Origin of the sequence: Amycolatopsis sp. NPDC021455 (assembly GCF_040640995.1) — a bacterium.
In the GTDB taxonomy this organism is placed as follows: domain Bacteria; phylum Actinomycetota; class Actinomycetes; order Mycobacteriales; family Pseudonocardiaceae; genus Amycolatopsis.
On the sequence record NZ_JBFACT010000121.1, the window covers coordinates 1 to 12,358 of the forward strand.

Here is a 12,358-nt window from a genome sequence, read left to right on the forward strand (position 1 = left end):
TCACCGCTCTCGATCGCCGACTTCAGATCATTCGCCGACTCCAGCAGCGAAATCCCCGAATACGCCTTCGTCGAATCCTTCGTCTCCGCGACCAGGGGGTTCGCCACTACGCGGCCTTTCTGTCGTCCCGGGTCACCACGGGTTGTTGTCGTCGTCCTCGTGTTCGGCCGTCCGCCGTCGCGGCGGAGCGGCGGGCGACGGCGGGACGGCCGCGCCACCGGACACCGGCGGCGGCACCGGGCCCGGCTCGGCGGGTGCCGGCTGGTCGTCCGGCTCGTCCGGGTCGGGGAACCGGCCGCGCAGGTTGTCGAGCAGCGCGGTGCGCGTCTCGCGGTCCTCGTCGCCGAGCTGCTCGGCCATCACCCCGGCGACGCGGTCGGCGATGCCGGCCTGCGCGCGGCGCATCGTCGTCAGGATCTGCCGCGAGAGTTCGTCCAGCGGGAACGACTTGACCTTGTTCGAGAACGTCAGGTCGGTGACCGTGCCGTCCGCGCCGACGGTGACGCTGACCGCGCCGTCGGAGCTGGTCGCGGTCAGCCGCAGCCGTTCGGTCTGCTCCTGCGCCGCCTGGTAGCGCTCCGCCTTCGCCGCGAACCCGGCGGCCCAGTCGTCCATCCGGCGGATCGTCTCGTCGGGGTCCCGCATCAGGTCCCCCAGCCCGTTCGGGCTTGTCATGCCTTCACCTTCTCTTCAGCCGAGCGCGGCGAGGCGGCGAGCTGACGCTCGAACGGCTGCGCGTTGCCTTCTTCTCCGTCGCGATAGGACTGCGCGGCGGTCTTGACGTTGTCGGAAAGCCCGCGCACGCCCTCGATCGACGCGGACAGCGCGTCCTTCGCCTGTTCGCCCGTGGGCCGGATGATCGGCGGCAGGAACGCGCACAGCAGTCCGTAGGCGTGGTCCGACATCGCCGTGTCGGACGCCGACATGGCCGTGTTGAGCCGGTCCACCAGGCTTTCGACGTGGCTCGCGTGCGCGACCAGTTCGTCCGGTTCGACGTCGAAACCGCCGGCCGTCATGTGCTCACTTCCAATCCTGGTTCTTCCAGTCGCCGATCACCGGCGGGGCGACCACCTGCTCGCCGTCGAAGAAGTTCGGGTCGTCGCTCTCGAGGTAGTCGGCCGACTTGTGTTCCTTGTCGTCTTCCTTCTTGCCGCCGCGGGCCCCGCCCATGGCGCCCATGCCGGGGGCGCCCGCCGCGCCGGCCGCGCCGCGCCCGGACATCGCGTTGCGAGCCGCCGCCGCTTCGGCTTCCGCGGCCGCGCCGGACGCGGCGCCGCCGCTCAGGTTGCCCGCGCCGCGCACGCCCGCGCCGCCGGCGCCACCAGCACCGGCACCGGAGCCGCCGCCGATCCCGCCCAGCGAGCCGCCTCCGCCACCGCCGCCGATTCCGCCGAGCCTGCTGGCGATGCTGTCGCCGTTGATCCCGCCGCCGCGGCCGATGGTGGGCAGCTTGGCGCCACCGGGGTTCCCGAGCCCGCCGGTGCCGGTGGGCAGGCCGGTGACCGGGTCGATGCCGGGCGGGGTGAACCCGGGGATCGGGCTCCCGGCGCGCGGGCCGCCGGTGCCGCCCGAGACGTCCGGGATGGTGGGGATGTTCGGCGGGGTGAACCCGCTGCCGCCGGTGGTCCCGGGGCCGATGCCGGACGGCGAGAAGCCGGACGACGTCGTCGTGTCGTCGAACCGCGGCACCGAGGAGCCGGGGATGCCGGCGCCGCTGAAGTTGCCGCCCGTCCGGGTGTCGGGCACGTCGAAGCCGGGCGGGGTGAAGCCCGCGCCGCCGGGGCCGCCCGCACCGCCGCCGGGGATGCCGCTGCCGGAGAAGCCGGAGCCGCCGGGTCCCTCGACGCCGGGAATGCCGCTGCCGGTAAAGCCGGAGCCGCCGGTGCCGTCTCCACCGGGGATGCCGGGGATGCCCGCGCCGCTTCCGGGGATGCCCGCGCCGGCACCACCCGGGCCGTTGGCACCGTCGAGGCCCGCGGCGGCGAGGCCGGCCGGGGTCCGCGCGGTCGTGCCGTCCACTGCCGGTTCCACCGGGTTCCGCGCGAGCAGGGGCTGAGCGCCGCCCGCACCGGCGCCGCCGCCCGACGGAGCCGTGCCGGCCGAGCGCGCGGTCGCGGTCGGCAGCTTCGGCGGGGCCGGGAACCTCGGGGTGGCGACGGCGCCGCCGATGGTCTCGTCGTACTGCGTCAGGATCTGCGCGGCGTGCTCGCGGGCGACCTGCTGCGCCTTGTAGGTCTGCATGGCCTCGCCGGCCGCCGCGGCGTACTGCACCGGGTCGGTCATCGACATCAGGCGCTGGTTGGTGGCCTGCAGGTCGAACTGCACCGGCGGGTTCGCGACCATCTGCCGCTGGGTCTCGTTGAGTGCCTGGGAGTGGATCTCCTGCTGGCGCCCGGCGAGCGTCGCGCCCTGCGCGGTCGCGCCCAGCCACTTGCCGACGCCGGCGAGGTGCTCGCGGACGGCGTCACCGGCGTCGCCCTGCCAGTTGCTGGTGCTGGCGTTGATCGCGTCGGCGAGGGTCTTCTGGTGCGTGCCGAGGTCGTTGCCGACGCGCACCCACTCTTCCGAGGTTTCCGCTACGGCCGCCGGGTTGGCGTCCTGCGTGATGGCTTCGTTCATCTGCTCGTGGCTGGCGTTGGCCCAGAGCGTGCGCGGCGCACCGCCGGTCTCGCGCATGGTGAGGCCCTCGTCGAGGCCGTGCTTGGCGTCGGCGAGGTGCTGCTCGTAGAGCTCCTGGATCTTCCGGTCGCGCAGCACGGGGTCGACGACCGGGCCGAGCCAGCCGCGCCGGATCTCGTCGTCGATCTGCCGGGTGGCCATCTCGCGGATTTCGTCGCCCGAGGGCGAGTTGTTCGTGGTCAGCGGCCCGACGTAGTACTTCGACGACGAGTCGGCGGTGACGTCGTAGAGGGGGCTGCGCGGGTCGTAGTCCGGGGACGACGGGTCCGACACGGATTGGGCGGTGGGTGCCACGGTCTCCCTCAGCTGTGGTCGGCGGGCGGGATCGCCGCGAGCGTGGCCCGCGTGTTCTCTTCCCGGGACTGGTAGTTCTTCTTCGCCAGCTTGATGGCCTCGATGTAGGTCGGGAACTCCTGCCGCGCGGCCTGCAGCTGCGTGACCAGCCCGTGCTCGTCGGCCGCGGTGCTGACCATGTGCGCGGAGACCCACTGCCCGGTGGCGGTCCGGCTCATCGCGGGCGCGTCGTGCAGCCGCTGCAGCGTGGCCCACCGCGCTTCGAGGGACTCGAGGACACCTTCGAGCGCCTCGATCAGCTGGTTCCCGGTGGTGTCGTCGATGGCGAAGCCGCCGCTCTGGGCGAGCCGCTTCAGCTGGGCACCGGCGAGACCGACGCGGACCGCGGCCATCGTCTTGGCCTCGGGCGTCGACGCGGCTTGCATCTGCATGGCCGCCTGGAGAGCCTGGGCTGTCGCCGCGGTCTCTTCCGTCATCAGGACTGCATCCTTCCCGATCAGTAGACAGCCGCGATCGCGTCCCGGATCGCGCGCGCGAGGTCGGCCCGCCCGGCCGGCACGTATTCCGCGGTCAGCTCTCCGGCGTCGCCGGTCTTGGTGTGCACGAGGTAGCGGCCGTCGGCGGTGTCGAGCCAGCTCAGCGGGTCGCCCGCGACCAGCTCGCCCCGCCGTCCCTGCGCGGTGACGGCGATGTGGCCACCACCCAGCCGCGGTTCGGCGAGCACCCGCTCGAGCACGGCGACATCCGAGGGCTTGGGCGCCGGAGGACGGCGACCGGGCCGCACGACGGCCTTGACCTCGATCATGCCGAAGGCATCGGTCTCTTCTTCGTCGAACTCGGCGTCCGCGATGCGCTTGGCGGTCATGGCGGAGACTTCCCGCCCGGCGGCGCGGTGCACGACGTGCCGGCCGGTGGTGGCGGCCGGAGCCGGCGGCAGCACACCGGTGACGACTTCGACGAGCTCCTCGTCCGCGAACAGCGAAAACAGCAGTTCATCGGTGTCCGGAGCCTGGGTGACACCCAGCGCTTGGGCCCCATCGGTGACGACGAGCACGGCGACATCGGCTCCGAGACCGTCGATCCCGCTGACCGCAACCGAAACCCGCGGCTCGGCGAGCAGGTCGAAGGCCATCCGCACGCCGGGGTGCAGCTCACCGGAGACGGAAAGCCGCCGTTCTTCGAGAGCGTCGTAGACCTGCCGCGCGACGTGCACGAACCGAACGGGATCGGCGGGCAGGTGCCCGGCCCGCAACGGGTACCGCCGGATGTCGCCCCCGGTCGCCTGCCCGACGACAAGAGCTTCGACGACCTCGAGGACGAACTCGAACCGCTCCGCCATATCCCCTCGTTTTCGTCAAGCCCTCAAGCAATTCTCCTTACAAACAGTAGCAGTGCCGCCAGACGCCGCGTCGGCACCGCCACGCGGATGCCCGAAAGACCACGATCCCCTGGGCTGTGTGGGCAAGGGTGCTGCCGCTTCCGTCGCTTCCATCGCCTCGGTCGCGGTCCGGGTGCACGTGCATCGCGGGGAGCCGGCTCCACGCTCGCGTTGAAGGTGCGGCAGGCAGCTCAGTGGCTCACCCGGGGCTTGCCGATCGTCGGTGGCGATGCGGGCTCCCCAGCCGAAGCGGTGCGGCAACAGGGAAGTCACCGAGAGACGGCCAACCGAGCCCGGTCGATGTCAGGACCCCGATAGAGCCGTTCGGGAATCCGAGCCAGGGTGGACGGATGCACCTGCTCCCCCAACCCGTAGAACTTCTGAAAACTCATGATCAGCGGCCGCCAGGCATCAGGATCGATGCGATCGTCACTCCCGGCCAGCCGAATCTCATCATGAACGAAAACCCGCTGGACCCGGACTTCGAAGGCAACGATCCCCCCGTCGTCCCCCACCGGATGCACGGCTTCGACGACGGCCTCCATGGCAACCGGGCACTCGGCGACCCGAGGAGGCACAACGGTTTCCGAAGGAACCGCGGTCAACCCGGCCCGCGAGAACTTCGCGGCGACATGGAAGTAGCCCCGCTGAACCTTGCCGGGAGGCACCGGATCCGACCCGGTGGTCAGCGCGAGCCGGTCGACAGCGGCAGCCTGGGCTTCCGAAGGCAGGTTCAGCACGCATTCACGGGTACGCGACAGGTTCTGCGCGGTCTGGGAACGAGCCCCGAGCCCGAGGATGGCCCGCCACCCGAGCCAGAAGGCCGAGGACATCGGCGCCAGGTTGGCGGAGCCGTCCTCGTTGGTGCTCGAAATGAGCACGACCGGGGTGCCGAAGTACAGGATGCCGGGCTCGATGGCCGTGTGCGCGGGAGTTTTCACGCCTTCGAGCCTGCCGTCCACACCGGACCCCGCGCTGGCGGGAATCGGCCATCGCGATCACCGGCGGCCCGGACGGGGACGCCGGTGATCGCGAGGAGCCGTCAGCTCGCCTGGGTGAGCGCGCGGCGCGTCAAGACCCGCGCCAGGTGGCGGCGGTACTCCGCCGTGGCGTGCGGCTCGTCCGGCGGGTTCGTGCCCTCCGCCGCCGCTGCCGCCGCCTCGGCGATCGAAGCTCCCGACGCCAGCGCCGACTCCGTGGCCGACGCCCGCAGCGGCACTCCGCCCATGTTCACCAGGCCCACCCGGCCCCCGGCGACGGCCACGCCGACCATCGCCCAGTCGATCGCGCGGCGGGTGAACTTCTGGAAACCCCAGCCCTGACCGGCCTGCGACGGCAAGCGGATCTCCGTCAGCAGCTCGGCCGGCTCCAGCGGCGTCGTGAACGGTCCCAGGAAGAACTCCGACGCCGGAATGCGCCGTGCGCCCGAAGGACCGCGCGCGACCAGCACCGCGTCCGAGGCCAGCACCGCCGCGGGCAGGTCCGCCGCGGCGTCCGCGTGCACCAGCGATCCGCCGATCGTGCCGCGGTGGCGGACCTGCCGGTCGCCCACCGAAGCCGACACGTGCGCCAGCAGGGGCGCGTGCTCCAGCAGCACCGGGTCCCGCGCGAGGTCGCTGTAGCGGGACAACGCGCCGATCACCACCTCGCCGTCGTCCACGCGGACGTACCGGAGCTCGTCGACCGGCCCGATGTCCACCAGGTACTCCGGCGCGGCCAGCCGCAGCTTCATCAGCGGCAGCAGGGAATGCCCGCCGGCCAGCACCTTCGCGTCGTCGCCCAACGACGCCAGCCGGGCCAACGCGTCGTCCACTGTGGACACGCGCACGTACTCGAAGGAAGCCGGGATCACCGGTCCACCTCCTGCCCCGAAGCGTCGATCACGGCGTTCACGATGTTGTGGTAACCCGTGCAGCGGCACAGGTTGCCTTCGAGCGCCGCCCGCACCTCGTCACGCGACGGCTTCGGGTTGTCGGCCAGCAGCGAAACCGACGCCATGATCATGCCCGGGGTGCAGAACCCGCACTGCAGCCCGTGCTGCTCGCGGAAGGCGCGCTGCACGGGGTGCAGCGATCCGTCCGAAGCGGACAGTCCCTCGACGGTGGTGACGGCGTGGCCGTCGGCCTGCGCGGCCAGCACCGTGCACGACTTGACCGACTCGCCGTCGAGCAGCACGGTACAGGCCCCGCAGGACGTCGTGTCGCAGCCGATGTTCGTGCCGGTGAGCCCGGCGTTGTCACGCAGGAAGTGCACCAGGAGCGTGCGGTCCGGCACCTCCTCGTCCACCGGCCGCCCGTTGACCTCGATCGAGACCTTCACTGCGCGTTCCCCTCCGAAAGTGCGGCCCAGACCCGGATCGGGGTCGTGGGCATGTCCAGGTGCCTGACCCCGCGGGCGGCCAGCGCGTCGACCACGGCGTTGTGCACCGCCGGGGTCGAGCCGATCGTCGCCGCCTCGCCGATCCCCTTGACCCCCAGGAGGTTCCGGTCGGTCGGGGTGGTCATGTCGACGAGCTCGAAGTCCGGCAGCTCGGCGGCGGTGACGAACGAGTAGTCCGCCAGGGTCGCGGTCGTCGGGTTGCCGTCGTCGTCGTAGGTGACGACCTCCATGAGCGCCTGCGCCGCCCCCTGGGCGAGGCCGCCGTGCCGCTGCCCGCGGAAGGTCAGCGGGTTGACGATCGGGCCGGCGTCGTCGACGGCGACGATGCGGCGCAGCTCGACCTTGCCGGTCTCGGTGTCGACCTCGACCACCGCGAGGTGCGCGCCGAACGGGAACGTCGGCTTGCCGTCGCCGAACCAGACGTCGGCGGTGAGCTTGCCCTCGGCGGCGCGCTCGGCCACCTGCGCCCAGCTGAGCACGGTGCTCGACGGCGCGCCGCGGACCTGCCAGACGCCGCGCTCGACGTCCAGTTCGAGGTCGTCCGGCGCGGCTTCCAGCAGGTCGGCCGCCAGCTCGCGGGCCTGGGCGATCACCTGGTCGGCCGCCTGCCGGATCGCCGAGCCGCCCAGCTGCAGCGACCGGGAGCCGAACGTGCCGATGCCCTTGGGCACCTCGTCGGTGTCGCCGTGCCGGACGGTGATCTTGTCCAGCGGCACGCCGAGCCGGTCGGACAGCAGCATCGCCAGCGACGTCCCGAGCCCCTGCCCGTGCGGCGAGCTCCCGGTCCACGCGACGACCGAGCCGTCCGGGTGGACGTCGACGCGGCCGCTCTCGCCGCCGCCGTCGCCGCCGGTGATTTCGACGTAGGTCGCGATGCCGAGACCGAGCTCGACCACCTCACCCGCCTCCCGCCGCCGCTGCTGCTCGGCCCGCAGCTCGGCGTACCCGGCGGCGTCGAGGACCTTGTCCAGCGCCGCCGCGTACTCGCCCGTGTCGTAGGACGCGCCGGTCGGTGTCTGGTACGGGAACTCCTCCGGCCGGATGAAGTTGGCCCGGCGGACCTCGGCCGGGTCGAGCCCGATCTCGGTGGCGAACACGTCCATCGCGCGTTCGACGGCGGCCGTCGCCTCCGGCCGGCCCGCGCCGCGGTAGGCCGACACCGGCGTCGTGTTGGTGACGACCGCGCGGCTGCGCGTCTCCACCTTCGGGAACCGGTAGACGCCGACGGCCATCAGCTCGGTCAGCGTCGGCAGGAACAGCGTCCGCGGGTACGCGCCCGCGTCCTGGATGACGTCGAGGCGGTACGCGAGGACCGTGCCGTCGCGCTTCCCGCCGATGGTCACGGTGTTCTGCTGCGCGCGGCCGTGCGTCATCGACGTCAGGTTCTCGCTGCGCGACTCGACCCAGCGCACCGGCCGCCCGAGCCGCTTCGCGGCCCAGCCGAGCACGGTCACTTCGGGGTCGGCGCCGATCTTCGCGCCGAACCCGCCGCCGACGTCCGGGGTGATCACCCGGACCGACTCCTCGCCGACGCCGAGGCTCGCCGCCAGCTGCATCCGGGCGATCTGGGCGTTCTGCGACGACACCCAGGCGGTCAGCCTGCCGTCCTCGCCCCAGGCGCAGGACGCGCCGCGCACCTCGAGCGGGGCGGGTGCGACGCGCTGGTTGACGATGGTCTGCGTGACCACGACGTCGCAGCCTTCGAAGATCGCGTCGTCGAACTGCTCCGCGCCGTTGACCTGCACGATGTTGCTGCCGGTGTCCGGGTACAGCAGCGTCTCGCCCGCCAGGGCCGCGTCGATGCTCGCGACCGCTTCCAGCGGGTCGTAGTCGACGTCGACCAGCTCGGCGGCGTCGGCGAGCTGGTAGCGCTCTTCGGTGAGGACCAGCGCGACGGGTTCGCCGACGTAGCGCACCACCCCGTCGGCCAGCCAAGGTTCCTTCAGCGGCCCGGCCGCGTGCGGGTCGAGCCCGAGGTCGGCGGCGGTGAACACGCCGAGCACGCCCGGCGCGGCCTTCGCTTCGCTCACGTCGATGCCGCCGATCCGCGCGTGCGCGATCGGACTTCGCACGAACACCGCGTGTGCGGCCCCGGTAAGCGCCTCCACCCGCAGATCGTCCACATAGGTGCCGCCCGCGGTGATCAGGTTCCGATCCTCCTGGCGGACCACCCTGGTCCCGACAATGCTCATCTGCTCTCCTGCTCGCCGACAACCCCGCCGATCATGCCCGCACGCCGAGGACCACCGCCAGACCCAGTCCCGCGACGCCGATCCCGATCCGCAACGGCGTGCCCGGCAGGTGCCGCACGAGCGTCGAGCCCAGCCACGAGCCGCCGAGGGAGCCGAGGCAGACGGCGAGCGCGGCCGGCCAGACCACCTTGCCGGTGACCGCGAAGACGATCGCGGCGAGGAGGTTCGCCGAACCGGTGACCAGGTTCTTCGCCGCGTTGGTGCGGGCGAGCGGCTGGCTCCAGACCGACACCAGCAGCGCGAGCATGAGCACGCCCGCGGCCGCGCCGAAGTAGCCGCCGTAGACGCCGATGAAGAACGCGGCCACGCCGGTCGCGGGGCTCAGGCCGTGGTGTTCGGCGCCTTCGGCCAGCCGGCGCAGCCGCGGCCCGGCCATCAGCACCAGCGACGCCCCGCCGATCAGCCACGGCACGATGACGGTGAACGTGCCGGACGGCGTCAGCAGCAGGACGACACCGCCGCACGCGCCGCCGACGGTCGTGATGAGGCAGAGCGGGAGGAGCCGCGCCCGCTGCCCGGCCAGCTCGGGCCGCGCCCCGGCGGCGGCGCCCGCGGTGGTGCCCAGCATGGCGACGGTGTTGGTGACGTTCGCGGTCACCGGCGGCAGCCCGGCGGCGAGCAGCGCGGGGTAGGAAACCAGCGACGCGAGCCCCGCGATGGCCCCGGTCAGGCCGGCGCCGACCCCGGCAAGCACGAGCAGGAGCAGGGCGGGCGGGTCGATGATCACCTCGTCATCTCATCACACGCGGCGGCGGCGCGCCGCACCGTCCACATAGGACGGACAAGGGGGCGGGCAGGCCGCTCCCGGCGGCCGGGCACCGGCCAAGTCCGCGGACTTGATCGATCTCGCACGGGTCGCGCCGGGCCCGGGGGCGAGTACCTTGACACCACAGGGCTTGCCACGCCTCGATCGGGAGGACGGATGCGCGTCACGATCGCCGAGGTCGCCCGCCGCGCGCGGGTGAGCAAGACGACCGTGTCGAGGGTGCTCAACAACAAGGCCGACGTGGACGCCGCGACCGCCGTCCGGGTGCGCGAAGTGATCGCCGCGACCGGGTACATCCCCAGTGCCGGCGCCGTCGGGCTGGCCCGCGGGGTGACGCGCACGGTGGGGATGCTGGTACCCGGGGTGACCTGGCCGTGGATGAGCGAGGTGCTCCAGGGCGTCGCCGACGTCGTGGAGGCGAAGGGCTACGGCTTGCTGCTGTCCACCGCCAACCGCGGTGCCGACTCGCTGGACGGCTTCTCGCGGCGGGTGTCGGCCAAGGCGTTCGACGGCCTGCTGCTGGTGGAACCGCCGGACGCGGTGCGGCACCTGCGCGTGCTGCACGACTCCGGGCTGCCGGTGGTGATGATCGACGACCGCGGCCGCCGCCCCGCGTTCCCGTCGGTGGGCACCGACAACCGCCGGGGCGGCGCGGCCGCGGCCCGGCACCTGCTGGACACCGGCCGCACCCGGTTCGCCACGGTCACCGGGCCCCACGGCTTCGGCTGCACGAACGACCGCCTCAACGGCTTCCACGACGTCGTGCGCGAAGCCGGCCTGACACTCGATCCGCGGCTGATCATCGAAGGCGACTTCACGAGCGAAAGCGGCGAGGCGGCCGTCCTCCAGCTCCTCGCGACGGGCCCGGAGTTCGACGCGGTCTTCGCGCACAGCGACCTCACGGCGGCGGGGGTGCTGGCCGGGCTCCGGAAGGCCGGCCGCTCGGTGCCGGACGACGTCGCCGTGGTCGGCTTCGACGACATCCCCCTGGCCGCCCACACCCAGCCACCGCTGACCACGATCCACCAGCCGCTGCGGGAGATGGGCGAGACGGCGGCCCGGCAGCTGCTCGCGCGCCTGGCCGGGGCACCGCCGGCGGAGGAACCGGTGATCGTCCCGGCCTCGCTGGTGATCCGCGGCTCGACAGCCGGTCAGCCGTCCCCGGATCCCGAGGCCTTGCGGAGAGCGCGGTCCACGTCCGCCGCGGAGGGTTCGGACAGGACGGCGGCGACGTAGGCGTCCGGGCGGACGAGCCAGGCTTCGCCCGGCCGCGCCCCCAGCGTCCCGCCCACCGGAACCGGCACCGACCGCACTCCCGCCGAAGTCACCCCCGGGGTCGTCAGCAGCAGGAAGCCCTGCCGCGCCAGCGCACGCAACCGTCCACTCGGGACGGTCACGTCCGGGAGGAGGATCCCCGGGCCGGGCGGCGGCAACGCGCCGCGCGGCGGACGTCCGGCGAACGGGCGCCGGGGATCCGGGGTCGTCAACGGCGAGTCCGGGTACCAGAACGGCTCGGCCAGCCTGCCCGAGTCGACGAGCGCGTGCACGGCCGGGTCGCGCGCCGCGCGCGTCAGGACGTCCTCCCGGTACCGGCGGCCCGTTTCGCCGCGCGGCACCAGGAAGTCCATGGTCGCCGTCGTCACCTCGGCGTTTTCCACCGCGGCCGCGTGCCGTTCGGCGTGGTAGCTGTCCAGCAGCCCGTCGCCGGCCGGCCCGCGCTGCACGTGGGCGAGCTTCCACGCCGCGTTCTCCGCGTCCGCGACGCCGCCGTTCAGGCCGCGGGCGCCGAACGGCGCGACCAGGTGCGCGCAGTCGCCGGCCAGCAGCACGCGGCCCACGCGCATGCGGCGGACCAGCCGGGTGTGGAAGCGGTAGACCGACCGCCACACGACTTCGTACGGCCGGTCGCCGATGATCGCCCGGATCCGGTCGCCGAGCGCGCCGCCGGTTTCCTCCGCGGCGAGGTCGTAGTCGTCGGGCACCTGCCAGTCGATCCGGAACTGCGAGCCGGGGCACGGGTGGATCAGCACCTGGCGGCCGGGGTTGAACGGCGGGTCGAAGTGGAACCGCCGTTCGGCCGCCCACCCGGCGAGGTCGGCGCGGATGTCGCAGATGAGGAACAGGTCGGCGAACGAGACACCGTCCAGCCGCTCCCCCACCGCACGCCGCACAGCGTCGCCGTGCGCGCCCGTGCAGGCGAGGGCGTAGTCGGCTTCGATCCGGCGCGGGCCGGCCGCGGTCTCGCAGTGGATCTCGACGCACCCGGGCTGCGTCAGGCCGGTGACGCGGTGGCCGCGGCGGACGTCGATCAGCGGCTGCCGCGCGATCAGGCCGTCGAGCACCTCTTCGACGCGGGCCTGGGACAGGTTGACGAACGGCGGGAGCGCGGACCCCGCGTCCGGCAGCCGGTAGGAGAACAGCTCCCGGCCGCGGTGGAACGTCCGCGCGGTCGTCCAGGTCAGGCCTTCTTCGGCCAGGCAGCCCGCGCCGAGGGCCGCCCAGACGTCCAAGGTGTCCCGCTGGTGGCAGATCGCCTTGGACCCCACGGGGTCGCGCCGGGGGGGGGGGGGGGCGAGGGCGAACCGGCCCCCCCCCCCCCCGGGGACGAGA

The 12,358-nt window shown here is 73.1% G+C and carries 12 protein-coding genes; 1 reads left to right on the top strand and 11 read right to left on the bottom strand.

All coding sequences use genetic code 11. The features are described from left to right. Positions 1 to 132: 132 nt before the first annotated feature. The 10 genes from AB0G28_RS47835 to AB0G28_RS47880 all read right to left on the bottom strand — a co-directional run bounded on the left by AB0G28_RS47835 (position 133) and on the right by AB0G28_RS47880 (position 9,709). Positions 133 to 675 (bottom strand): YbaB/EbfC family nucleoid-associated protein, encoded by a 543-nt coding sequence (locus AB0G28_RS47835; RefSeq protein WP_361105839.1) that lies wholly within the window; start codon positions 673 to 675, stop codon positions 133 to 135. Further along, a complete protein-coding gene (locus AB0G28_RS47840) occupies positions 672 to 1,016 on the bottom strand; it encodes a type VII secretion target (protein ID WP_361105841.1) in 345 nt (114 codons plus the stop codon). The genes AB0G28_RS47835 and AB0G28_RS47840 overlap by 4 nt, the downstream gene beginning before the upstream one ends. Positions 1,017 to 1,020: 4 nt before the next feature. Next, a complete protein-coding gene (locus tag AB0G28_RS47845; protein ID WP_361105844.1) occupies positions 1,021 to 2,973 on the bottom strand; it encodes a hypothetical protein in 1,953 nt (650 codons plus the stop codon). 8 nt (positions 2,974 to 2,981) lie between these two features. After that, positions 2,982 to 3,449: a hypothetical protein gene (locus tag AB0G28_RS47850; RefSeq protein WP_361105847.1), complete on the bottom strand. Its 468-nt coding sequence runs from the start codon at positions 3,447 to 3,449 to the stop codon at positions 2,982 to 2,984. 20 nt (positions 3,450 to 3,469) lie between these two features. Continuing rightward, positions 3,470 to 4,312, bottom strand: a complete 843-nt coding sequence (locus AB0G28_RS47855; protein ID WP_361105850.1) for an ESX secretion-associated protein EspG — start codon at positions 4,310 to 4,312, stop codon at positions 3,470 to 3,472. 308 nt (positions 4,313 to 4,620) lie between these two features. Beyond that, on the bottom strand, positions 4,621 to 5,292 hold the full coding sequence (locus AB0G28_RS47860) for a flavin reductase family protein (protein ID WP_361105871.1): 672 nt from the start codon (positions 5,290 to 5,292) through the stop codon (positions 4,621 to 4,623). 101 nt (positions 5,293 to 5,393) lie between these two features. Then, positions 5,394 to 6,203 carry a xanthine dehydrogenase family protein subunit M gene (locus AB0G28_RS47865; protein WP_361105853.1) on the bottom strand — a complete coding sequence of 270 codons (810 nt, stop codon included), beginning with the start codon at positions 6,201 to 6,203 and terminating at the stop codon, positions 5,394 to 5,396. Further along, positions 6,200 to 6,670: a (2Fe-2S)-binding protein gene (locus tag AB0G28_RS47870; RefSeq protein WP_361105856.1), complete on the bottom strand. Its 471-nt coding sequence runs from the start codon at positions 6,668 to 6,670 to the stop codon at positions 6,200 to 6,202. The genes AB0G28_RS47865 and AB0G28_RS47870 overlap by 4 nt, the downstream gene beginning before the upstream one ends. Then, positions 6,667 to 8,922 (bottom strand): xanthine dehydrogenase family protein molybdopterin-binding subunit, encoded by a 2,256-nt coding sequence (locus AB0G28_RS47875; protein ID WP_361105859.1) that lies wholly within the window; start codon positions 8,920 to 8,922, stop codon positions 6,667 to 6,669. The genes AB0G28_RS47870 and AB0G28_RS47875 overlap by 4 nt, the downstream gene beginning before the upstream one ends. A gap of 31 nt (positions 8,923 to 8,953) precedes the next feature. Next, on the bottom strand, positions 8,954 to 9,709 hold the full coding sequence (locus AB0G28_RS47880) for a sulfite exporter TauE/SafE family protein (RefSeq protein ID WP_361105862.1): 756 nt from the start codon (positions 9,707 to 9,709) through the stop codon (positions 8,954 to 8,956). Between the two features lie 195 nt (positions 9,710 to 9,904). Here AB0G28_RS47880 and AB0G28_RS47885 point away from each other — a divergent pair, with 195 nt between their 5' ends. Further along, positions 9,905 to 10,984 carry a LacI family DNA-binding transcriptional regulator gene (locus AB0G28_RS47885; RefSeq protein WP_361105865.1) on the top strand — a complete coding sequence of 360 codons (1,080 nt, stop codon included), beginning with the start codon at positions 9,905 to 9,907 and terminating at the stop codon, positions 10,982 to 10,984. On the opposite strand, the gene AB0G28_RS47890 is transcribed toward AB0G28_RS47885, so the two are convergent. Beyond that, on the bottom strand, positions 10,900 to 12,358 hold a 1,459-nt coding region (locus AB0G28_RS47890; protein WP_361105868.1), incomplete at its 5' end, for an FAD-dependent monooxygenase. The two genes, AB0G28_RS47885 and AB0G28_RS47890, sit on opposite strands and share 85 nt — an antisense overlap.